This is a genomic window from Verticiella alkaliphila (genome assembly GCF_018904615.1).
Classification (GTDB): Bacteria; Pseudomonadota; Gammaproteobacteria; order Burkholderiales; family Burkholderiaceae_B; genus Verticiella; species Verticiella alkaliphila.
This window is the reverse complement of the sequence record NZ_JADCNH010000004.1, coordinates 56,122-76,699: the sequence shown is the minus strand read 5'-3', so window position 1 is coordinate 76,699 and position 20,578 is coordinate 56,122. Positions and strand designations below refer to the sequence as shown.

The window sequence follows — 20,578 nt, the reverse complement described above, 5'->3', positions numbered from 1 at the left end:
TGATGAACAGGGAGCCCAGGCTCCCTGTTTTCTTTGCGACGCGAGACTGGTGTCGGTCTCGGCGTTGATCGCATTGTCAGGCGCAATGTGACAGGACGTCCTCGCGAGGCCCAGCGTCGTGATTTGCTGTGGCTGCTTTATGACGGCCAGCGCGCGTCGTGAGCAATCCCATGGCCTCGTCCACCACGCGCTGCGTCGGCATCTGATCCATGCAGTCGCTGTGGCTGCCGCGATGCCGCTCGCAGCCTTCGAGCTGGCACGGCACGCAGGCGCGCAACGGCTGCTGCAGCATGATGACGTTGCCGCGACGCTGGGTGGGGGCGATCGCCGCCCAGCCCTGATCGAGTCCACTGGCGGGGCTCGGCCCCCACTGGCGGGGATCGGTCGGGCCGAACAAGGCCAGCGTGGGTGTGCCGCACGCCGCGGCCAGGTGGGTAGTGGCGGTGTCGGGGCCCACGTACAGGTGCGCGTGCTTCAGCAGGTCCGCCATCTCGGCCAGACTCAGCTTGCCCTGGATGCGGATGAGGGCCGCCCGGACGTCGGCGGGCAACGGCGCCAGAATGCGATCCAGGTATTGAGATTCAGCCTCGCCGGGCCCGCCGCTCACGAGCACCTGCACACCGGCTTCATGCAGTCGCGCCGTCAGGGCGCACCAACCGGCGTCATGCCATTGCTTGTAGCGCCACCGCGGTGAGGGGTGCAGCACCGCGAAGGGGCGTGCGACGTCGAACGCCAGGTCGAGGCGTACTGCCCAGTCTTCTCGCCTGAGCCCGGCCGTGGGCGGCACCACCGTGCGCGCGGGCAGAGCGTCCACGAGCGCCGCCACACGCTCGTTCTCATGGATGCGGTGCGTGTGCGCGAGCGTGGGCAGCGGCTGGCGCAGCGACATCCGTTTCCACCAGGCATGGCCGAGCTTCGGGGGGACCAGGCCCACGCGAACGCGGGCGGCGACCAGGCCGAAGAGGTGCGGCCGATCGCCGGGCTGGGGGATGAGTGCGAGATCGTACTGGCGGCGCAGTGTATTGAGCAGGGCGGGGAGCTCGCCTTTGGCGGGACGCTCGGCGATGGTGTGCACGTGCCGCACGTCCGGATTGTTCTCGAGCATGCCCTGCGTGCCTTGGAACACCAGCATGTCGACGGCGCAATCGGGGTAGCGCTCGCGCACGGCGCGGGCCAGCGGCGTGGTGAGCAACACGTCACCGAGGTAACGCAAGGCGACGATCAGGACGTGACGGGGGGCTCGGTTCAACACGGGCATGCCCAGCATTGAACCGCAAATCACGCGTCCGAATATGTCTCAATGGCAACCAGAGTGTGTGGAGATTTTGCAGAGATAGGGCGGCGACGCGCACAGCAAAAACCCCGCGTGGCTTGCGCCAGGCGGGGTCGGTGCAGCTAAGATCGAAGGGTATGGCCCTCGAGGATCGAAGGCCGTGGCCTCCGGGGATCGACGATGGCGTCCCTCGACGATCGAACGCGTCAGACGCGCTTGATCTTCTCGAGCATCTTGAAGACGCTCTTGGGCGAGTCCTTGAAAAGACGCTTGAAGGTCTTGCCAAGGCAGCGACGCTCCAGGGTGTTGCGACGCACGCGCTTGCGTTCGGCCATGTTGATTCTCCAGGTGGGCTTGCAAACCCGCCATTCTAGCGGGTTTTGACGATAACGACACAGGAGATGATTCCATGCAGCACACCGTCACGGAAGGCCACTTCGCCGATGTCGCACCCGGCATCCAATTGCACTATCTGGCCTGCGGCCATCCGCAGGCGCCGCTGCTGCTCTTCGTGCATGGCTTTCCGGAAGCGGGCTTCGCCTGGGCGCATCTCATGCCCGCCTTCGCCGACGACTGGTATGTGGTCGCGCCCGATCTGCGCGGCTACAACCGGTCGAGCAAGCCCGCCGGTGTGGAGCGCTACGCGCCGCGCGAGCTTGTGGGCGACGTGCTCGGACTGATCCGTGCGCTGGGGCGCGAGCGGGCCACGATCATCGCCCACGACTGGGGTGGCGCGGTGTGCTGGAACGTGGCGATTCGGGCCCCGCAGGTCGTGGACAAACTTGTCATCCTGAATTCGCCGCACCCCTATCTCTTTGCCCAGGCGCTCGCGTGCGACCCCGAGCAGCAGACGGCGAGTCAGTACATGAACTGGTTGCGCGCGCCCGGCTCCGAAGCGCGCCTGGCGGCCGATGCGCATGCCCGCATGGATGGGTTCTTCACTGCCTACGGGCAGTCGAGTGACTGGTACACCCCGGCGCTGCGCGAGCGTTATCACGCCATGTGGCGCACCCCCGGCTCGGCTGGCGAGCATCCGCTTTCAGGCGCCGTCAATTACTACCGGGCCTCGCCGCTGCATCCACCCGAACCGGGGGCGGCGTCGACCGTTCCCGACCTGGACCCTGCGCAGTGGCGCACCGCCGTGCCGGTGCGTGTCGTCTGGGCGGAGGAGGATCGGGCGCTGCCGCCCGCGTTGCTGGAAGGGTTGTCCGACCTGTGCAGCGATCTGTGCGTCGAGCGCATCGTGGGGGCAGGGCACTGGGTGGCGCACGAGAAGCCCGAGGCCGTGCGTGAGGCGTTGCAGCGTGCGCTGGCGGGATGATCGTGGCGGGGGCGTCAGACCGGCGGCCGGCGTCGAGGTTCCCGAAAGAGGCGCGCTGTCGTCACGCCCCTGCGCTATACTCCACAGGTTTATCCGACCGCAGCATTTCTGCGCATGTCATTGCCTTTTCCCACCGTGCCTCGCGAGCCCTTGCACACCCGGTCCATTCAGGTCCGGACGTTTGCCAGGGAAGACGGCTTGTACGACCTCGAGGCCGAGCTCATCGACCTCAAGGCGTATGACTTTCCCACGCGCACGGGCATCAAGCGGGCGGGGGATGCGGTGCATCACATGCATGTTCGCGTCACTATCAACGACGGGTTCGACATCGTCGATGCCATGGCTGCCTACGGTGCCGCGCCTTACGACGAGCATTGCTCGGCGATCGCGCCGGGCTATGGCGACCTGGTCGGAATGAACCTGCTGCGCGGTTTCCGTGGCAGCGTGAAGGCCCGCTTCGGCCGCACGGCGGGCTGCATCCACATGAGCGAGCTTGCCGCGGTCCTCCCGACCGTGGCAGTGCAGACTCTGGGTGGACGGCACCGCGATCTGCCGGTTGATGCGGAGTCGACCACGCGCCCCTTTCAGCTCGATGGCTGCCACGCCTTGCGCGTGGATGGCACTGTGGTCAAACGCGATTATCCGCGCTGGTACGCCGCGCCGGCCGAGGGCGCTGCGCGCTCCGACGCCGAGCCGGCATCGGCGCTGACCAGCGCGTCTTCTCCTTCTTCCTCTTCAAGCGACTCATAAGGTTACGCATGAAAATCCATGAATATCAGGGCAAGGAGCTCCTGAAGAAGTTTGGCGTCGCGGTCCCGCGCGGCATTCCGGCGTTCTCGGTGGACGAAGCCGTCAAGGCTGCCGAGACGCTGGGCGGCCCGGTCTGGGTCGTCAAGGCCCAGATCCACGCCGGTGGCCGTGGCAAGGGCGGTGGCGTCAAGCTCGCCCGCTCGCTCGAAGAGGTCCGTACGATCGCTGGCCAGATCCTGGGCATGCAGCTCGTCACGCACCAGACCAGCGCCGACGGCCAGAAGGTCAACCGTCTCTACATCGAAGACGGCGCGGACATCCAGAAGGAATACTACGTGTCGGTCGTGACCGATCGTGGCACCCAGAAGGTGGCCTTCATCGCCTCGAGCGAAGGCGGCATGGACATCGAGGAAGTCGCTCACTCGACGCCCGAGAAGATCATCACCGAGTACATCGACCCGATCGCCGGCCTGACCGACGAGCAGGCCAAGAAGATCAGCGATGCCATCGGCATGCCGGCTGATTCCACCGCCCAGGCCGTGGACATCTTCAAGAAGCTGTATCAGTGCTACATGGAAACGGATGCCTCGCTCGTCGAGATCAACCCGCTGAACCGTGACAGCAAGGGCAACGTCGTCGCCCTGGACGCCAAGTTCAACTTCGATCCGAACGCGCTGTTCCGTCACCCGGACATCGTCGCCTACCGCGACCTGGACGAAGAAGATCCGGCCGAAATCGAAGCCAGCAAGTTCGACCTCGCCTACATCCAGCTCGATGGCAACATCGGCTGCCTGGTGAATGGCGCCGGTCTGGCCATGGCCACGATGGACACCATCAAGCTCTTCGGCGGCGAGCCGGCGAACTTCCTGGACGTGGGCGGTGGCGCCACGGCCGAGAAGGTCACCGAAGCCTTCAAGATCATGCTGAAGAACCCGGACGTCAAGGCGATCCTGGTCAACATCTTCGGCGGCATCATGCGCTGCGACGTCATCGCCGAAGGCGTGATCACCGCGTGCAAGGCCGTCAACCTGTCCGTGCCGCTCGTCGTGCGCATGAAGGGTACCAACGAGGACCTCGGCAAGAAGATGCTCGCCGAATCGGGCCTGCCCATCATCAGCGCCGACACGATGGCTGAAGCCGCGACGAAGGTCGTCGCCGCTACCAAATAACCGACAGTCAAGGATTTCGCCAACATGTCGATTCTGATCAACAAAGATACCAAAGTCATCACGCAGGGCATCACCGGCAAGACGGGCCAGTTCCACACCCGCATGTGCCGTGAATACGCGAACGGCAAGGCCGCTTTCGTGGCCGGCGTCAACCCCAAGCGTGCCGGCGAAGATTTCGAAGGCGTGCCGATCTACGCCAACGTGACCGAAGCCAAGGCCGCCACCGGCGCCACCGTGTCGGTGATTTACGTGCCGCCCGCGGGCGCTGCTGCCGCCATCTGGGAAGCCGTCGAAGCTGACCTGGACTTGGCCATCTGCATCACCGAAGGCATCCCCGTTCGCGACATGCTCGAGCTGCGCAACCGCATGAAAGCGCGCAACAGCAAGACGCTGATCCTCGGCCCGAACTGCCCCGGTCTCATCACGCCCGATGAGATCAAGATCGGCATCATGCCCGGCCACATCCACCGCAAGGGCCGCATCGGCATCGTCAGCCGCTCCGGCACCCTGACGTACGAAGCCGTGGCGCAAGTCACCGAACTCGGCATGGGCCAATCCAGCGCCGTCGGTATCGGTGGTGACCCCATCAACGGCCTGAAGCACGTCGACGTCATGAAGCTCTTCAATGACGATCCCGACACCGACGCCGTCATCATGATCGGCGAAATCGGCGGCCCGGATGAAGTCGAAGCCGCGCGTTGGGTGAAGGACAACATGAAGAAGCCGGTGGTTGGCTTCATTGCGGGCGTGACCGCCCCTCCCGGAAAGCGCATGGGCCACGCCGGCGCGCTGATCTCCGGCGGTGCCGACACGGCCGACGCCAAGCTCGAAGTGATGGAAGCGTGCGGCATCAAGACCACGCGCAACCCGTCCGAGATGGGCAAGCTGCTCAAGTCCATTCTGGGCTGATCAGACAGGCGAGATGTCGGTAGACGGCCATGAGCGGACACCCAATAGAATCCGCCCGCGCCGTTTGCCGCACGATGCTTCCGGCATCGCGTCTCGCCGAGATGGCGCCGCGTGCTACGCGGCGCTTTTTACGTTGAGGGGATGCATTCATGCTTGAGTTTTTCCAGACACTGGCCTGGGGCGCTGTTCTTCAGATCATTCTGATCGACATTCTGTTGGGCGGCGACAATGCCGTGGTGATCGCACTCGCGTGCCGTAATCTGCCGAAGAATCTGCGTCTGCAGGGGATTTTGTGGGGCACGGCGGGCGCCATCATCCTGCGCGTGATCCTGATCTTCTTTGCCGTGACCCTGTTGGCGATTCCGTTCGTCAAGGTCGTGGGCGGCGTCCTGCTGTTCTGGATCGGCATCAAACTGCTGATCCCAGAGGACGAGGACCATGGCAATATCGACGGTGGCACCACGCTCATGTCGGCGATCAAGACCATCATCGTGGCGGACTTCGTCATGAGCTTGGACAACGTCATCGCCATCGCCGGGTCCGCGCAGAATGCCCATCCGGATCATCAGCTGGGCCTCGTCATCTTCGGCCTTCTGGTCAGTGTGCCCATCATCATCTGGGGCAGCACGCTGGTGCTCAAGCTCATCGATCGTTTCCCGCTCGTGGTCACCTTTGGTGCCGCGTTGCTAGGGTGGATCGCTGGCGGCATGTTGGTGACTGACGTTTTCGTCGTCAATCAGCTGGGTGGCGCTGTCGATCCGATGATCAAAATCGCGGCCGAAGTCGTCGGCGCGCTGTTCGTGGTGGCCATGGGCAAGTGGATTGCCAGCCGTCGCCTGAAAGGAGATCCTGCATGACATCGAAGCCGACACTCACCGAGACGAAGCTCAAGGGGGGCTACCCCGGCAGGCGCATGCTCGGTATCAGTCTGCTTCAGCTGCTCAGCCTGCTGGGCGGGCTGGGCATCGTCGCCTGGATCGTGCTGACCTTCCTGGTCGCCTGAATCCCGCTGCTGTGCAAAGGCGCCGCCTGCCTTCGGGGAGGCGGCGTTTTTGCGTGGATCGGCGAGGGGAGGGTGCGATGCGCAGCTTCGGTACGCGCGACATGCGCCTGCCCAAAACCGAAAGCCCGCACGAGGCGGGCTAGTCGGTCAAGGCAATGCTGTCACCCGGCCAGGGCCGGGGCGCGGTATCAAGCGGCGGCTTGCAGGCCCTTGATCGCGGCGGACAGACGGCTCTTGTGGCGAGCAGCCTTGTTCTTGTGGATGATGTTCTTGTCAGCCACGCGATCGATCACGCTGGTGGCCTTCTTGAACACGTCGTTCGCAGCGGCTTGGTCGCCGGCTTCGATGGCCTGGCGAACGCGCTTGATCGAGGTGCGCAGCATGGAGCGCAGGCTGGAGTTGTGCTTGTTGGTAGCAACGGCCTGGCGGGCACGCTTGCGGGCTTGGGCGGAATTGGCCATGAGTGTCCGAAGTTAGGTGCCCTAGAAGCAGTGCCCGCGAAATCGGGCGCCATAAAGGGCAATAATTAAAGCTGACGATGCAAAGCCCACGATTTTATCGGGAAGGCCAACATCTTGCAAGGGGTGACGGGAAAATTCGATCGTGTCAGCCGTCTGACGTATGCAACAAGGCGCGCACGCGACGCTGGGTGGGCGAATCGGCGGGGCGGTCCACCCCCAATGCTTCCCGGGTCCGTTCCCGACTCCGGGCATCGTGCACGTCGATCTCCCGCACAATACTGCCTTGCGCATACACGAAGGCCACGTCGGCCAGTGCCAGCACGTCGTCGGCGTCGTGGGTGATCATGAGCGCGGGAATTCCCCATTGTCGCCGAACGGTGGCGAGTTCGGCGCGCAATTCGTCGCGCAGCATGGGATTGAGCGCCGCGAACGGCTCGTCCAGCAGCAACACCTGCGGCTCGCAGGCCAGCGCACGGGCCAGCGCGACGCGCTGCTGCTGGCCGCCAGACAGCGTGCGAGGCCGGCTGTCGGCCAGCGCCGCGAGACCGAAGCCTTCCAGCAGGCTTTGCACGCGCGCGCGCTGAGCGGGCGCCGGCTGGCGCCGCGGCCAGGTGGTGAGCCCGAAGGCAACGTTTTCGCGCACGGTGAGGTGCGGAAAGAGCGCGTAGTCCTGAAAGAGGTAGCCCACGCCCCGGGCAGGCGGCGCGATGTCCACGCCCGCTGCCGCATCGAAGAGCGTGCGCCCGTTCAACCGGATGTGTCCCGCCTGCGGGCGCAGCAACCCGGCGATCGCCTGCAGCGTGAGCGATTTGCCCGATCCAGACGGCCCGTACAGCGCGGCGAACCCCGCCTCGGTGGCGAAGCTCGCCGCCAGCGCAAACTGGCGCTGGCCATCCTGGACCTGCAGGCGGATGTCGACGTCGATCATATCGGGTCAGGGCGCCCCGAAACCGTACTTGTCCAGGATCTGGCGGGCCTGCGGCGTGACGAGAAAATCGATGAAGGCCTGGGCGAGTGGCTGCTGTCGGCTTGCTGCCACCACGGCGACAGGGTAGCGAATCGGCTCGTGCCCCTGGGTCGTGAGCGCCACGCGCACCCTATCCTTCATGAGCGCGGCATCCGTGCGGTAGACGAAGCCCGCATCGGCCTCGCCACGGCTCACGTAATCCAGCACCTGGCGCACGTTGTCGGCCTGGACGAACTTCGGTTGCAGGGTGCTCCAGAGTCCGGCGTGTTCGAGCACGGCCTGCGTATAGCGACCGGCCGGCACCGTGGCCGTCTTGCCCACGGCGATGCGCTGCACGCCGGGCTGCTGCAGATCGGCGAGCGCGGCCAGGCCCTTGCCGCCCTGGGCGGGCTCGACCATCACGAGGCGGTTGGAGACGAAATCGCGGCGCGAGGCCGGATCGATCAGTGTCTGTTGCGCTGCGCGGTCCATCGTTGGCTGATCGGCGCTTGCAAACACGTCCGCGGGCGCGCCCTGGTCGATCTGTTGCAGCAGCGTGCCCGACGCCGCGAAGTTCAGCCGCACGGTATCGCCGGGATGCGCCGCTTCGAAGCGGGGGGCGATCTCCTTGAAGGCGTTGGTGAGGCTGGCGGCAGCCGACACGGTGAGTTCAGCCGCCGTCGCGGTCAATGGGAGAGCGGCGAGAATGGCAAGCCAAAGCGGGCGCATGCGGTTTTCCTGAGACATGTCAGCGAGGGGAGAAGAGCCGGTTGGACAGCACGAGGATGGCGATCGAGAGGACAGAGGTGACGACGACCAGCACGAGCGCGACGTCGTCTTCGCCTGCCTGGGCTGCGTCGTAGATGGCCATGGAGAGCGTCTGCGTGCGCTGGGGAATGGAGCCGGCCACCATCAACGAGGCGCCGAACTCGCCCATGGCCCGTGCGAAGGCGAGCAAGGTGCCCGCGAGGATGCCGGGCCAGGCGAGGGGCAGGGTGATGCGCAGGAACACCGACCAGCGTGGCTGGCGCAGCGTGCTGGCCGCGGCCTCGAGCGAGCGATCGACCTGATTGAAGGCCGCGCCCGCAGATTTGAGCACCAGAGGCAGGGCGACCACGGCCGATGCGATGACCGCGCCGTGCCAATGGAAGATGATGCTGTAGTCAAGGTGCTCGCGCAGCCAGTTGCCGAGCGGACTGCGGCGGCCCGCGGCGACCAGGATGGCATAGCCAATCACGGTGGGCGGCAAAACCAGGGGCAGCATGAAGGCCGCCTCGAGCACCGAACGGCCGGGGAACCGGAAGCGGCTGAACACCCAGCCGAGCGCGACGCCGGCCACCAGCGCGATGAGTGTAGCCACACCCGCGACCTTGAGCGAGAGACCCAGCGGAAACCAGTCGATGCCGCCCAGGAGACCGGGCGTCATGCAGCAACCGCTTGCGGGTGTGCGCGAGAGAGGGACACGGCAAGATGACCAGCTTCGTTATGTTCCCAGGAATATAACGGTCGGTCGTGGTGCTGCCAAGCCCGATGCGGAAGATGCCTCGGCATCCTGATCTGCCAACAAGGCGGCTTCATCCGCCTCGCCCAGCTGCATCCCCTCGGCCTGGTGCTGAAGCAGCCGGCGATAGACGCCGTCCGGGCGGGCGATGAGCTCGGCATGCGTGCCGCTTTCGATCACCTGCCCCTTCTCGAAGACGAGCAGACGATCGAGCTCGCGCACGGTGGACAGGCGGTGTGCGATCACGAGCGTGGTGCGTCCTTGCATGAGGCGCTGCATCGCCGCCTGGATGAGGGTCTCGCTCTCGCTGTCCAGGCTGGAGGTGGCCTCGTCCAGGATGAGGATGGGGGCGTCCGCCAGGAAGGCGCGGGCGATGGCCACGCGTTGACGCTCGCCACCGGAGAGCTTCACGCCGCGCTCGCCCACCAATGTCTCGTAGCCGCCTGGCAGGCGTGCGATGAAGTCATGGGCGCTCGCGAGGCGGGCAGCCGCTTCGACCTCTTCGCGGGTCGCACCCGGACGGCCATAGGCGATGTTCTCTGCCAGGCTGCGATGAAAGAGCACGGGCTCCTGCGGCACGATGGCGATCTGGCGCCGCATCGCGGCCTGCTGCAGTTCACGCACGTCTTCGCCATCGAGGGTGACGCTGCCGCCCGTCACGTCGTAGAGCCGCTGGATCAGCTTCACGAACGTGGTCTTGCCCGAGCCGGAGGGACCGACCAGCCCTACGCGTTCGCCGGGTGCGATGCGCACGTTCAACCGCGAGAAGAGCGCGACGGGATGCTGACCATAACGGAAGGTCACGTCGTTGAAGCGGATCTCGCCACGGGCTAGCTGGGGCGCGCGTGCCGTGACGGCATCGGCAATGCCTGGCGGCAGGTGCTCGAGCGCGACGAGTTCTTCCATGTCGTTGACCGAACGCTGCAGGTTGCGGATGTGCATGCCGATGTCGCGCAGGTAGCTCTGCAGGATGAAGAACATGCTGAGTGCCAGCGTGATGTCGCCGGCATTGGCCTGGCCCGTCTGCCAGAGGTACAGCGATACCCCGAGCAGGCCGGCCTGCATGCCGATCAGCATGGCCGCCTGCACGCCGCCGTTGATGGTGCCGCGCACCCAGGTGCGCCGGGTACGCGATTGCCACTTGTCGATCACGCGGGAGAGTCGGGCCTCTTCGCGCTTTTCCGCGCCAAAGGCCTTCACCACCGCATTGCAGCTGATCGCATCCGACAATGCCCCGCCCAGGCGCGTATCCCACGCGTTGGCGAGGCGAGCGGCGGGCGCCACGTAGGCGAGCGACATCACGACGGTAACGCCTAGGTAGAGAACGGCCCCCACGCCCACGACGACCCCCATGATGGGCCAAGACATGCCCAGCATCACGGTGGCGCCCACGAGCATGACGGCCGCAGGCAGCAGGGCAATGAGCAGGGTGTCGTTGAGCAGATCCAGCGCCCAGACGCCGCGCGTGATCTTGCGCACGGTCGAACCGGCGAAGCTGTTGGCGTGCCAGTCAGTTGACAGGCGCTGCACGCGGCCGAAGGCATCCTGGGCGATGCGTCCCATCATGCGCAGCGTGAGCGTGATGATGTTGTGAAAGACGAACTGACGCAGCACGGCGCGGGTGAGGCCCAGCGCGAGCACGATCGCAAAGGCCGTCCAGGCGGCCTCGCGGGCGATGGCGTCCCCAGGCGCGCTCGAAGCGACGGCCTCGACCAGGCGTCCCGCATAGAGCGGTACGAGCACATCGGCACCCGCCGAGAGCAACACGAGCAGGACGATGCCCGCGATGCGCCCGGGCTGTCCGCCCCAGTGGCGCAGGGTATAGCCCAGGACGTCGCGAAAGACCTGGCTGCGAAGCTCGATACGGTGACCGGACATGAAGAAGCGTCGGTAATAGGGCAAAGCCTGCGGCCCGGCGGGCGAGCGGCGCGCGCGGGCTCAGGGCTGGGAGGAGGGCTGGGGCACGGCGCTGCGCGTGAGATCACGCACGCGCTGCGTGAGGGACGCCAGTGTAAAGGGCTTGGTAAGAACGCGCATGCCCGGCTGTAGAAGCCCATGCTGACCGAGCACCGCGTTCTCGGCGTAGCCCGTGATGAAAAGCACTTTGAGATCCGGGCGCAATGCCAGCGCAGCATCGGCGAGTTGTCGGCCGTTCATGCCGCCTGGCAAACCTACGTCGGTGATCAGCAGATCGATCCGCTCTCTTGACTGCAGCCATGACAGGCCGGTGGCGCCGTCGTGGGCGAGCAGCACCTTGTAGCCCAGATCGGCCAGGGATTCGCTCGCGAGCGCCCGCACCGAGGATTCGTCATCCACGAGCAGTACCTGCAGATCGCCCTCTGCCCAGGCCGCCTCGTCGGCAGGGGCCACCTCGAGCTGGGGCGTGGGCGTGCCGTAATCCCGGGGCAGGTAGATGCTGAGCGTGCTGCCCATGCCCACCTCGGAATACACCCGGACTTGCCCACCGGATTGCTGTGCGAAGCCATACACCATGGACAGCCCGAGACCCGTGCCGGTGCCCAGGGGCTTGGTCGTGAAGAAGGGCTCGAAGATCCGGTTCATCACGGTCGAGGGCATGCCCGTGCCAGTGTCCGTCACGCTGAGCGAGATGTACTGGCCCGGCGCCAGCATGCGCTCGCGGGCCGTGCGCTCGTCCATCCAGCGGTTGGCGGTCTCGATCGTGAGCCGTCCGCCCTGGGGCATGGCGTCGCTCGCGTTGATGCACAGATTGAGCAGCGCGTTCTCGAGTTGGTTCGGATCGACCAGCGTGCTCCAGAGGCCGACGGCACCCACCACCTCCAGCGTGATGTGCGGGCCGATGCTGCGCCGGACCAGATCCTCCATGCCGCTCACCAGACGATTGACGTCAGTGGGGCGCGGCTCGAGCGTCTGCCGGCGCGAGAAAGCGAGCAGCCGATGGGTGAGCGCCGCGGCGCGCTTGGCGGCGGATTGGCTGATGCCGATGTAGTGGCCGATCTCGCTGTGGCGGCCCTGTTGCAGGCGGCGCTGCATCAGTTCCAGGCTGCCCGTGAGCGCGGCCAGCAGATTGTTGAAGTCGTGCGCGATGCCACCCGTGAGCTGGCCCACCGCTTCCATCTTCTGGGATTGGCGCAGCGTGGCCTCGATGGCTTCGCGTTCGGCGACTTCGGCACGCAGGCGTTCCAGCGCCGCTTCCAGATCCTGCGTGCGCTCCGCGATCCGGGTTTCGAGACCTTCGTTGGCCTGGCGCAAGGCCCGTTCGGCCAGCACCTTGTCCGTGACGTCGTAGCCATCGACGAAGACCCCGGTCACGGCGCCCGCGTCGTCATGGATCGGCTGGAAGATGAAATCGAGGTAGCGGCTCACCGGCTGGCTGCGCTCCGGGCGGCGCAGCATCACCTGCACGCTTTCGCCCACGAACGGTTCGCCGCTGCGATAGGCGTTCGCCAGTGAGGCGAGCAGCGCCTCGTTGCCATGCGACGGCACCACGTCGATCACGCTCAAGCCTTCGATCCCGCTACGGCCCACGAGTTCTTCGTAGGCGTTGTTCACGAGTTCATAGACGTGATTGGGCCCGCGCAACACGCACATGAAGCCCGGCGCCTGGTGAAACAGGTTGCGCAGCCGGTCGCGCTCTGCCCGGCTGGCTTCCAGCGCCTGGATGCGGTCCAAAGCGCCACCGACTTGGCCCGAGAGCAGGCGGATGAAGCCCAGGTAATCGTCGTCGGGCAGGCGGTGCGGGTTCATGCCCACCACCAGGAAACCGATCGGCCGGGCGGCCGATGGCGCAGACAAGGGGGCTACGGCGACGTGACGCACCACGTCTCGCCAAGGCCCGCGTGGCGCCGGCACGCTCGCATCCAGCAACTGGGGTTGCAGGAGCGTGGTGGCGGTGTCCGCCAGAGACCAGGGCGTGGCCTGCCCATAAACGACCCGGGGTGGGGCGAGCGGATGGCCGGCCTCGATCCCGCTTGCGAAGACGAGCTGAGCCACCCCCATCTCATCGTTCAGGTATAACAGGGAGAAGGGCAGGTCGCGGTCGGCTTCGTGCAGTGTCGTGCTCACGTGACCCAGCAGGGCTTCCCGGGTGTCGGCCGTTGCAATGCGCACGGCCAGCTCACGCACCGTGCGCAAGCGCCGCTCGCTGATGACGCGGTTGGTCTCCTCGGACACGGCGCAGAAGAGCCCGTTCACCCGGTCTTCATCGTCGACCAGCGGGCTGTACGAGAACGTGTGATACGTCTCTTCGGCGTAACCGTGGCGCTGGAGCATCAGGAGCAGTGCATCGTCCCACGTCGATTCGCCCAGGCGGTAGACGCGGTCGATGTGGCCCGAGACGTCGTCCCAGATCTCGGCCCAGAGTTCCTGCGTGGGCATGCCCAGCGCGCGCGGATGCTTGTTGCCCAGCGTTGGCCGATAGGCGTCGTTGTAGAAGAAGTGAACGCCATCGCCCCAGCCCAGCCACATCTGAAACCGTGAGGTGAGCAGCACGCGCAAGGCGGCCTTGAGCGAGCTCGGCCACGTGTCCGGCAGGCCAAGAGGGGTGGACGCCCAGTCGTGCGTGCGCATGAGCCGAGACATTTCGCCATCTCCCACGAAGATGTCGGCATAGCGTTCGGCAGGCACAACGGAGACGGGCATGGCGCAGGACAAGGCATGGGATGAACGGGCGGCTGAGCGCGCGACCGGCCATAGTAGCGAATTGCACGCAGGCGACGGCCTCCATAGCAATTGGCGTGCCGCCTGGGAACGCCGGTTGCTGTCGGGCTAGCGGGCCCTGTCGGCCCACTCTCCAGAGGCCCGTCACGCGTGACCGATTCTCCCAAATCCAGCTCCCATCCCATGCGGGTGGAAAACTCCGCCACCGGCGATCTGTCGCAGGCGGGCCGCAACATCTTCTTCGCGGCCGTCGAGACGACGCGCATGCCGATGATCGTGACCGACCCGAACCGGCCGGACAACCCGATCATCTTCGCCAATCACGCCTTCCTGGAGATGACCGGCTACACCTCGGAGGACGTCGTCGACCGCAACTGCCGCTTCCTGCAGGGGCCGGAGACCAACCGCGCCGTGGTGGCGGAGATCCGCGAAGCCATCGAGAAACGCAAGGAATATTCGACCGAGATCCTGAACTACAAGAAGGACGGATCTTCGTTCTGGAACGCGTTGTTCGTTGCGCCGATCTACAATGAAGAAGGCCGGCTGATCTACTTCTTCGCCTCGCAGCTGGACGTGAGCCGTCGGCGCGATGCGGAAGACGCGTTGCGTCAGGCCCAGAAGATGGAGGCGCTCGGGCAGCTCACCGGTGGCATCGCCCATGATTTCAACAACCTGCTCCAGGTGATGACGGGCTATATCGACGTGATCCGCCGCACGGCCGCCCGGCCCATGCCGGACCAGGATCGTCTGTTGCACAGCGCCGAGCAGGCGCGTCTGGCCTGCGAGCGTGCCGCCACGCTCACGCAGCAGCTGCTCGCCTTCTCGCGCAAGCAGAAGCTCGAGGGCCGCGTCGTCAATCTGAACAACCTCGTGCGTTCGAGTGCCCCTATGGCAGAACGCACCTTTGGCGCCGGTGTCGACGTGCACACGAGCCTGGAGCCGGACCTCTGGAATTGCCGGATCGACGTGACGCAGGCCGAAGTCGCCATGCTTAACGTCTTTCTGAACGCACGCGATGCCTTGCAAGGCAATGGCTCGCCGCGCGTCACGTTGGAGACCCGCAACATCGCGGTGGGTGATCTCGCCACCACGTCGTATGACGGCCTGATGCCAGGACGCTACGTGAGCTTGTCGATCACTGATAACGGCAGCGGCATGGCCGCGAGCGTGCGCGAGCGCGTACTGGAGCCGTTCTTCACGACCAAGGACGTCGGACGCGGCTCCGGGCTAGGCCTGTCCATGGTGTATGGGTTCACCAAGCAATCCGGCGGCACCACGCGCATCTATTCCGAAGAAGGCGTGGGTACCACCGTGCGCCTGTACTTCCCCGCCCACGATGGCGGCGCGGCCACGGATCGCGTCAGCGAACAACGCAAGGAAGAGGAGCAACGCGGCGCGGAGAGCATCCTCGTGGTGGAGGACCGCGAGGACGTGGCCGAACTGGCCAAGCTCATTCTCGAGGACTACGGCTATTGCGTGGACGTGACCTACAACGCCCGCGAAGCACTCGCCCGAATGGAGCGCATTGCCTACGATCTGCTCTTCACGGATCTCATCATGCCAGGCGGCATGAATGGCGTCATGCTGGCCCGCGAAGCCCGGCGCCGACGTCCGGGCACCCGCGTGCTGCTCACCACCGGTTATGCGGAGAGCTCGATCGAGCGCACCGATGCGGGCGGCGAAGAATTCGAGGTCATCTCCAAGCCGTACCTGCCACAGGATCTGGCCAAGAAAGTACGCCGCATCCTGGACGGCCCCAACGGCGTGGCGTGAGGCCCTCGCGTCTGGGCGGCGTCAGCCGCCCGGCTGCAGCGCCCGGTACAGGGCACGCATCAGATCCGATTCCGTCATCATCCCGACGATCCGCCGACGCGCGTCGATGATGGGGATATGGTGATGGCCGCCCTCCGAGAACACCTCCACCAGTTCCTGCAGCGGCCTGTCCTCGCTCGCCACGCGCACGTGCCGGGTCATGATCTCGCCCACGGTGTCGGGCGTGTGCAGGCTGCGGCCGCGGCGTGCGACGACGCCGCGCAGGCGGCGGGCGAGGCCCTCGTGTTCCTGCGGGCGGGCGTAGCGCATGAAATCCGCAGTGGTGATGATGCCCACGAGCGTGTGGTGGGCATCGGCCACGGGTAGGGCCTTGATGCGATGGCGCCGCATGAGCGACCAGGCGTCCGCCAGAGAATCGCGCGGCGCGATGGTGATCGGAGGCTGAGACATGATGTCGCGCGCCTGGAGGGCGCCGAAGCTGCGGCGAAAGGCGGCCGCTTCGGTCAGGTGCAACAGGCGCTTCAGATCCTGCCGGCTGACGTCGAGCACTTGGTTAAAGCTGTCCAGGGCCTGGTCCAGATCCGCGTCGGTGAACCGGGTGGGCGTGCGCGAGGGTGCGGTTGTCTGCGCATGGGGATAGCGCCGTCCGGTCAGCGGGTTGTAGGCCATGCCGGCGAGCACCAGCAGCACGGAGCCCGTCAGCATCGGAAAGAGCGCGAACTTGGCGCTTGCCAGACTGAGCGTGCTCAGCAAGGCCGTGGCCCCGCCCGGCGGATGCAGACAACGCAGGAGGAACATGACCGCGATCGCGAGCGCCACGGACAGGGCGCCCGCGCCAGCGGGATCTGCGATCAAATGGCCGCAGGCCACGCCGACCAAGGCGGACAGCGTGTTGCCGCCGATCACCGACCAGGGTTGCGCGAGCGGACTCGCTGGCGTGGCAAAGATCAGAACGGCGCTGGCACCTAGCGGGGCCGCGATCCAGATGTCGGCGCTATCGGCGCCCACCCACCATCGGCACAGCAGGGCAACGACGAAGAGCCCCAGGCCTGCGCCTGTGATCGCGCGTGCGCGCTCGCGGGCATCCACGGCAAGACGGGCCGGGATCAGGCGGGACCACCATCGAGGCGGCGCGGCGGCAGGTTCGCCTTGCGGCGGGGGAAGGGGCGGCGATGGCGGCTGGCTCATCGCGGCAACGAGCGGACAGCGTGGGGCATGAGGGTAGGGTAGGCAGGCCAGCATGCCTGCCGCAAATCAAATTGTACTGCCATGCCAAGATGACTCCCTGTCATGCTCGGTAACACGCTATGCTGACAAGTCACTTCTTTCAGGATTTGGCATGCCTCTGCTGCCCATTCGTCTGTCCCGGTGCCTGGCGTCGGTCACTCTTGGCATCGCGTTGCCCATCCAAGCGCATGCGGTGGCCGCGCCCGAGCCCGATCTGGCGCGCATGACGCCAGAGCAGATCAAGGCGCGCGCGACCGAACTGCACCCGGCCGCCCTGTACGTGCTGGCTTCGCGCCTCATGCGCCGCGAAGCGTACGACGAGGCGGTGCGTTGGTTCTATGTCGGGCAGTTGCGCTATCGCTTTCATCTGGCCGTGACGCCGGAGTCTGAGCGACAGAATGATGCCGTCCTCTTTTCGGCGCTGTCCGAGAACGTGGGCCGGCCGATCAACGAGTACGCCTTCGGCGACGTCGACGCGGCCGTGCGGCAGATCGATGCGGCGTTGGCCTGGGACGAGCGCGAACCCAACGACTTCACGGACAAGACGAAGCACGCGGATGCCTGGCGCGAGGTGCGGTCTGGTCTGGTCGGGCTGCGCGACAACATGGTGGCCAACAAGGCACAGATCCGCGAGCAGCGGGCCGCTAACGGGCTGCCCAATCGGTGATGACGCCTCCATGCCCGTGCAGGCCCGAAGTCTCGGCGTGCAGCGAGAACGCCAAGAGCCAAACACCTTGCCTCTGTGGCCTTCTGACTGCTCAGGGCACGAGAATCGCCGCGCCGTCGCGCTGCGGGTCAGCCGCGCCGGTGAGCCTGCCGTCATCGATGCGAATGCCGTGAAGGGCCGCGAAGGCGTAGCTCTGGTAGGAGCGGCGCACGGTGTATCCGTCCGCCTGCAATGCCTGGGTCACCGAGCGTCGGATGCGGTTGCTGACCTCGATGGTGTTGCTGACGGCCATCACACGCGGCGCGGCGATGGCGTCCATCACCGGCATGTCGTAATCGATGACGTTCATGATGCCCTGCGCCACCGAAGGGGCGATGTAGCTGCCCCCCGGGGCGCCGATCACCAGATGCGGACGTCCGTCCTTGAAGACGATGGTCGGCGCCTGCGAGCTGGCGCGGCGCTTGCCCGGCTCCAGCGAGCCGGGCCGGCCCGGGCGCGGATCGAACCGACTCATGCAGCCGTTGAACATGAACCCCAGTCCGGTCGGGATCACTCCGGACGGACTGCCGTTGGTGTGGGTGAGCGACACGCAGTTGCCCTGCTTGTCCACGACCACGACGTGCGTGGTGTCGCGCGACTCCGTGTCGCCGAAGCGCTGGATGGTGGCGCGCTCGCCCTGGCGGATGGCGGCGGCCTGTTCGGCGGCGTAGGCCGGCGAGAGCAGCATGTCCAACGGCATCGGTGCGAAATCCGGATCCGCGTGGTAGCGCTCCTTGTCGGTCGTCATGCGCTTCATGGCCTCGGCCAGCAGCGCGACATGTTCGGCGCTGCTGTGGGCGATGCCGCGCAGATCGAATTGTTCCATCAGCTTGAGCATCTGCAGCAGCGCGGCACCGCTCGCCGGGGGCGGGTTGGTGGCGATCTGGTAGCCGCGATAGTCGATCTGGATGGGGTCGGCCCATGTGGCGGCGTAGCTCGCCAGGTCCTCGTGGCGGATCAAGCCGCCGTGGGCCTGCATGTCCTGCACGATCGTGTCGGCGATCTGGCCGTGGTAGAAGTCCTCCGCACCGGCTTGGGCCAGGCGCGCCAGGGTGTCGGCAAGATCCGGGTTGTGCACGATGTCCCCGGGTCGCTTGACGCTGCCGTCCTTGCGAAAGTAGATGCGTTGCCCGGTCTCGCTGAAGGCAAGCTTGCGGGCGGTGGTGACCTGGCCTTCGCCGTTGTCCTCCTGCGACCAGTACCAGTGCACGTGCGGGCGCACCATGAAGCCCTCGCGCGCCTGGGCGATGGCGGGCGCCATCACCTCGGCCCAAGGCATTGAGCCACACTGCTCCAGCGCGGCGGCATACCCCTTGACGTTGCCGGGCACGCCCACGGCCAGATGGCCGATTTCGTTGGCGTGATCATCCAGCAGGAAGGCAAACCCGTCGCTGGACTGGCGCCGGGCACCCGAGAACCACATCTCGGGCGTCACGCCCAGGGGCGCCCGGGCGTAGAACTCCAGCGTCTTGTGCAGCCCGCGCTCGGGCATGTAGATCTGCATCGAGCCGAATCCGCCGATGCCGGCCATCTGGGGGTCGACCACCCCCTGCATGAACGCGGCGGCGATAGCCGCATCGATGGCGTTGCCACCGGCTTCAAGGATCTGCGCGCCGGCTTCGGCCGCCTCGGGTTGGGCGGCGACGATCATTCCCGTCATGGGGGGCTCCTGGTGAAAGCGAGGATGGGGCCGGGGCACGGAGGCGGCGTGCACGCCACCACCCGCGCGTGAAGGCTCAGGCGGCGGTGGGCTCGCCCTGGGCGGCATACCGTGTGAAGTGCGCCCCGAACGTGGGCATGGCGGCAATGTCCATGAGGCAATGCGCCGTATCCAGGACAATGGTGGCCACCGTGGCGGTGCGCCCGCCGGTCAGCGAGCCGCGCGGCGGCCGGTTGATCGAGTAGGGGGTCTGCCAGTCGTCCGCCAACACCTGCTTGACCTGATCCACCGAGATCGACGTGCCGAAGCCTTCGAGCAACTGGCGCGCGCGGCGGTCGCGGTAGTAGGTGTCCAGCGCGTTCTTCAGATTCTTCTCCTTGACCTTGGCAAGCGCCACCGGGCCGACGAAGTGATTCGCATGCGTGAGCAGATCCCCCTGCGGAAAGTGCGGGAATGTTTCGTCGGGCGTGCATTCCAGGTCGATGATGAAATCGTCCTGCGTGACGATCATGTTGCTGGAGCACGCCTTGGGCGTGGCGGCGATGCGCTGCATGGCAACGGCGATGTGCTGTTCTTCCAGCGCTGCCCGGCGAATGCTGCTCAGCGGCACGCCTGTCTGCGTGTAGTCACGATCGCAGGTCATGTAGTTGCCCGTCAGGCCAATGCCCGCGCTGTTCACGCCGTGACGGGCCAGCCCGCCCGCTTCGACCAGCGTGAGCAGCGTGTGCCCGGAGTCAAGGGTCACGCGCAGCACGATCGTGCTGTCGCGCGCATCCGGGTCCCAGTCCCAGTTGTGCGCCTGGATCACCCGGCCGGTGGCGCTGCGCGCGGCGCCCACCACGGCCGCCGTGCATTCCCCTTCGGCCGGATCGATCGGCGCCAATGCCTTCAACTTGCGCGCCTTGGCGATGATCTCCGTGCGCGCGTTGATGAGCACGATGTCGTCGAAGGACACCTGCGAGCCTTGCGCGATGCCCTGCATCTCGGCGGTGTGATCCGCCCGGAACTGCGCGATCTGCTCGGCGAACTCGTCGATCAGCGCCTTCTGCTGCACCTCGGGCAGGCCGATCTTCTTGAGTTCGTTGCGGTAGTAGCCGGCGCTGTGGGCAATGCGTTCAGGCACCGCCTCGCCATACTGGATGCCCCGCGTCATCGGGTCTCCCGCGATGGACACCAGCGGGAAGGGCTTGCACATATCGGTATCAGTACTCATGCTCGAAGATTGGTCAGAATGGGTCGTC

19 protein-coding genes are annotated in these 20,578 nt (G+C 66.1%); 8 read left to right on the top strand and 11 right to left on the bottom strand.

Translation table 11 applies throughout. From position 1 onward, the window contains the following. Positions 1–76: 76 nt before the first annotated feature. Both IMZ29_RS04430 and IMZ29_RS23050 read right to left on the bottom strand, forming a co-directional pair. On the bottom strand, positions 77–1,258 hold the full coding sequence (locus IMZ29_RS04430) for a glycosyltransferase family 9 protein (RefSeq protein ID WP_216181041.1): 1,182 nt from the start codon (positions 1,256–1,258) through the stop codon (positions 77–79). Positions 1,259–1,479: 221 nt separating this feature from the next. Continuing rightward, a complete protein-coding gene (locus IMZ29_RS23050; RefSeq protein WP_256445151.1) occupies positions 1,480–1,608 on the bottom strand; it encodes a hypothetical protein in 129 nt (42 codons plus the stop codon). Between the two features lie 74 nt (positions 1,609–1,682). Between IMZ29_RS23050 and IMZ29_RS04425 the strand changes: the two genes are divergently transcribed. From IMZ29_RS04425 to IMZ29_RS04400, 6 genes are all read left to right on the top strand, one after another. After that, positions 1,683–2,594 (top strand): alpha/beta fold hydrolase, encoded by a 912-nt coding sequence (locus tag IMZ29_RS04425; RefSeq protein ID WP_216181038.1) that lies wholly within the window; start codon positions 1,683–1,685, stop codon positions 2,592–2,594. Between the two features lie 114 nt (positions 2,595–2,708). After that, positions 2,709–3,344 (top strand): DUF2889 domain-containing protein, encoded by a 636-nt coding sequence (locus IMZ29_RS04420; protein WP_216181036.1) that lies wholly within the window; start codon positions 2,709–2,711, stop codon positions 3,342–3,344. Positions 3,345–3,352: 8 nt separating this feature from the next. Beyond that, the gene (gene sucC, locus IMZ29_RS04415; protein WP_216181033.1) at positions 3,353–4,513 is read left to right on the top strand and encodes an ADP-forming succinate--CoA ligase subunit beta; all 1,161 of its coding nucleotides are present in this window, start codon (positions 3,353–3,355) and stop codon (positions 4,511–4,513) included. A gap of 24 nt (positions 4,514–4,537) precedes the next feature. Further along, positions 4,538–5,422 carry a succinate--CoA ligase subunit alpha gene (sucD, locus tag IMZ29_RS04410; protein ID WP_216181030.1) on the top strand — a complete coding sequence of 295 codons (885 nt, stop codon included), beginning with the start codon at positions 4,538–4,540 and terminating at the stop codon, positions 5,420–5,422. A gap of 149 nt (positions 5,423–5,571) precedes the next feature. Continuing rightward, a complete protein-coding gene (locus IMZ29_RS04405) occupies positions 5,572–6,279 on the top strand; it encodes a TerC family protein (RefSeq protein WP_216181027.1) in 708 nt (235 codons plus the stop codon). Next, positions 6,276–6,425, top strand: coding sequence for a hypothetical protein (locus tag IMZ29_RS04400; protein WP_216181024.1), 150 nt, complete (start codon positions 6,276–6,278; stop codon positions 6,423–6,425). Before IMZ29_RS04405 ends, IMZ29_RS04400 begins: the two co-directional genes overlap by 4 nt. Before the next feature lie 188 nt (positions 6,426–6,613). Here the strand turns inward: IMZ29_RS04400 and rpsT are convergent, their stop codons facing one another. From rpsT to IMZ29_RS04370, 6 genes are all read right to left on the bottom strand, one after another. Then, positions 6,614–6,886 carry a 30S ribosomal protein S20 gene (gene rpsT, locus IMZ29_RS04395; RefSeq protein ID WP_216181021.1) on the bottom strand — a complete coding sequence of 91 codons (273 nt, stop codon included), beginning with the start codon at positions 6,884–6,886 and terminating at the stop codon, positions 6,614–6,616. A 145-nt stretch (positions 6,887–7,031) separates the two neighbouring features. Beyond that, positions 7,032–7,814, bottom strand: a complete 783-nt coding sequence (locus tag IMZ29_RS04390; RefSeq protein ID WP_216181018.1) for an ABC transporter ATP-binding protein — start codon at positions 7,812–7,814, stop codon at positions 7,032–7,034. Positions 7,815–7,820: 6 nt separating this feature from the next. After that, entirely contained in the window at positions 7,821–8,561 is a 741-nt protein-coding gene (gene modA / locus IMZ29_RS04385; protein WP_216181015.1) for a molybdate ABC transporter substrate-binding protein, read from the bottom strand. A gap of 19 nt (positions 8,562–8,580) precedes the next feature. Further along, positions 8,581–9,258, bottom strand: coding sequence for a molybdate ABC transporter permease subunit (modB, locus tag IMZ29_RS04380; RefSeq protein ID WP_216181012.1), 678 nt, complete (start codon positions 9,256–9,258; stop codon positions 8,581–8,583). Between the two features lie 57 nt (positions 9,259–9,315). Continuing rightward, the gene (locus tag IMZ29_RS04375) at positions 9,316–11,211 is read right to left on the bottom strand and encodes an ABC transporter ATP-binding protein (RefSeq protein ID WP_216181009.1); all 1,896 of its coding nucleotides are present in this window, start codon (positions 11,209–11,211) and stop codon (positions 9,316–9,318) included. Positions 11,212–11,271: 60 nt separating this feature from the next. Next, positions 11,272–13,953, bottom strand: coding sequence for an ATP-binding protein (locus IMZ29_RS04370; protein WP_253206814.1), 2,682 nt, complete (start codon positions 13,951–13,953; stop codon positions 11,272–11,274). Between the two features lie 168 nt (positions 13,954–14,121). On the opposite strand from IMZ29_RS04370, the gene IMZ29_RS04365 reads away from it, so the two are divergent. Beyond that, entirely contained in the window at positions 14,122–15,744 is a 1,623-nt protein-coding gene (locus IMZ29_RS04365; protein ID WP_371820111.1) for a histidine kinase famiy protein, read from the top strand. Positions 15,745–15,765: 21 nt separating this feature from the next. Here the strand turns inward: IMZ29_RS04365 and IMZ29_RS04360 are convergent, their stop codons facing one another. After that, on the bottom strand, positions 15,766–16,932 hold the full coding sequence (locus tag IMZ29_RS04360; protein WP_216181005.1) for an HPP family protein: 1,167 nt from the start codon (positions 16,930–16,932) through the stop codon (positions 15,766–15,768). 151 nt (positions 16,933–17,083) lie between these two features. On the opposite strand from IMZ29_RS04360, the gene IMZ29_RS04355 reads away from it, so the two are divergent. Continuing rightward, on the top strand, positions 17,084–17,638 hold the full coding sequence (locus tag IMZ29_RS04355) for a hypothetical protein (protein ID WP_216181002.1): 555 nt from the start codon (positions 17,084–17,086) through the stop codon (positions 17,636–17,638). A 91-nt stretch (positions 17,639–17,729) separates the two neighbouring features. Here IMZ29_RS04355 and ggt read toward each other — a convergent pair whose 3' ends face one another. Further along, positions 17,730–19,337 (bottom strand): gamma-glutamyltransferase, encoded by a 1,608-nt coding sequence (gene ggt / locus IMZ29_RS04350; RefSeq protein WP_253206812.1) that lies wholly within the window; start codon positions 19,335–19,337, stop codon positions 17,730–17,732. Positions 19,338–19,413: 76 nt separating this feature from the next. Next, on the bottom strand, positions 19,414–20,550 hold the full coding sequence (locus tag IMZ29_RS04345; RefSeq protein WP_253206809.1) for a C45 family autoproteolytic acyltransferase/hydrolase: 1,137 nt from the start codon (positions 20,548–20,550) through the stop codon (positions 19,414–19,416). Between the last annotated feature and the right edge of the window lie 28 nt (positions 20,551–20,578).

Excerpts from the sequence above, each read along its gene's own strand:
- IMZ29_RS04360 (WP_216181005.1), bottom strand. The coding sequence starts at position 16,932 with ATGAGCCAGCCGCCATCGCCGCCCCTTCCCCCGCCGCAAGGCGAACCT.
- IMZ29_RS04430 (WP_216181041.1), bottom strand. The coding sequence starts at position 1,258 with ATGCCCGTGTTGAACCGAGCCCCCCGTCACGTCCTGATCGTCGCCTTG.
- IMZ29_RS04405 (WP_216181027.1), top strand. The coding sequence starts at position 5,572 with ATGCTTGAGTTTTTCCAGACACTGGCCTGGGGCGCTGTTCTTCAGATC.
- IMZ29_RS04420 (WP_216181036.1), top strand. The coding sequence starts at position 2,709 with ATGTCATTGCCTTTTCCCACCGTGCCTCGCGAGCCCTTGCACACCCGG.
- IMZ29_RS04400 (WP_216181024.1), top strand. The coding sequence starts at position 6,276 with ATGACATCGAAGCCGACACTCACCGAGACGAAGCTCAAGGGGGGCTAC.
- IMZ29_RS04345 (WP_253206809.1), bottom strand. The coding sequence starts at position 20,550 with ATGAGTACTGATACCGATATGTGCAAGCCCTTCCCGCTGGTGTCCATC.
- IMZ29_RS04375 (WP_216181009.1), bottom strand. The coding sequence starts at position 11,211 with ATGTCCGGTCACCGTATCGAGCTTCGCAGCCAGGTCTTTCGCGACGTC.
- modB (WP_216181012.1), bottom strand. The coding sequence starts at position 9,258 with ATGACGCCCGGTCTCCTGGGCGGCATCGACTGGTTTCCGCTGGGTCTC.
- sucD (WP_216181030.1), top strand. The coding sequence starts at position 4,538 with ATGTCGATTCTGATCAACAAAGATACCAAAGTCATCACGCAGGGCATC.
- IMZ29_RS04390 (WP_216181018.1), bottom strand. The coding sequence starts at position 7,814 with ATGATCGACGTCGACATCCGCCTGCAGGTCCAGGATGGCCAGCGCCAG.
- rpsT (WP_216181021.1), bottom strand. The coding sequence starts at position 6,886 with ATGGCCAATTCCGCCCAAGCCCGCAAGCGTGCCCGCCAGGCCGTTGCT.
- sucC (WP_216181033.1), top strand. The coding sequence starts at position 3,353 with ATGAAAATCCATGAATATCAGGGCAAGGAGCTCCTGAAGAAGTTTGGC.
- modA (WP_216181015.1), bottom strand. The coding sequence starts at position 8,561 with ATGCGCCCGCTTTGGCTTGCCATTCTCGCCGCTCTCCCATTGACCGCG.
- IMZ29_RS04355 (WP_216181002.1), top strand. The coding sequence starts at position 17,084 with ATGCCTCTGCTGCCCATTCGTCTGTCCCGGTGCCTGGCGTCGGTCACT.
- IMZ29_RS23050 (WP_256445151.1), bottom strand. The coding sequence starts at position 1,608 with ATGGCCGAACGCAAGCGCGTGCGTCGCAACACCCTGGAGCGTCGCTGC.
- IMZ29_RS04425 (WP_216181038.1), top strand. The coding sequence starts at position 1,683 with ATGCAGCACACCGTCACGGAAGGCCACTTCGCCGATGTCGCACCCGGC.
- IMZ29_RS04370 (WP_253206814.1), bottom strand. The coding sequence starts at position 13,953 with ATGCCCGTCTCCGTTGTGCCTGCCGAACGCTATGCCGACATCTTCGTG.
- ggt (WP_253206812.1), bottom strand. The coding sequence starts at position 19,337 with ATGACGGGAATGATCGTCGCCGCCCAACCCGAGGCGGCCGAAGCCGGC.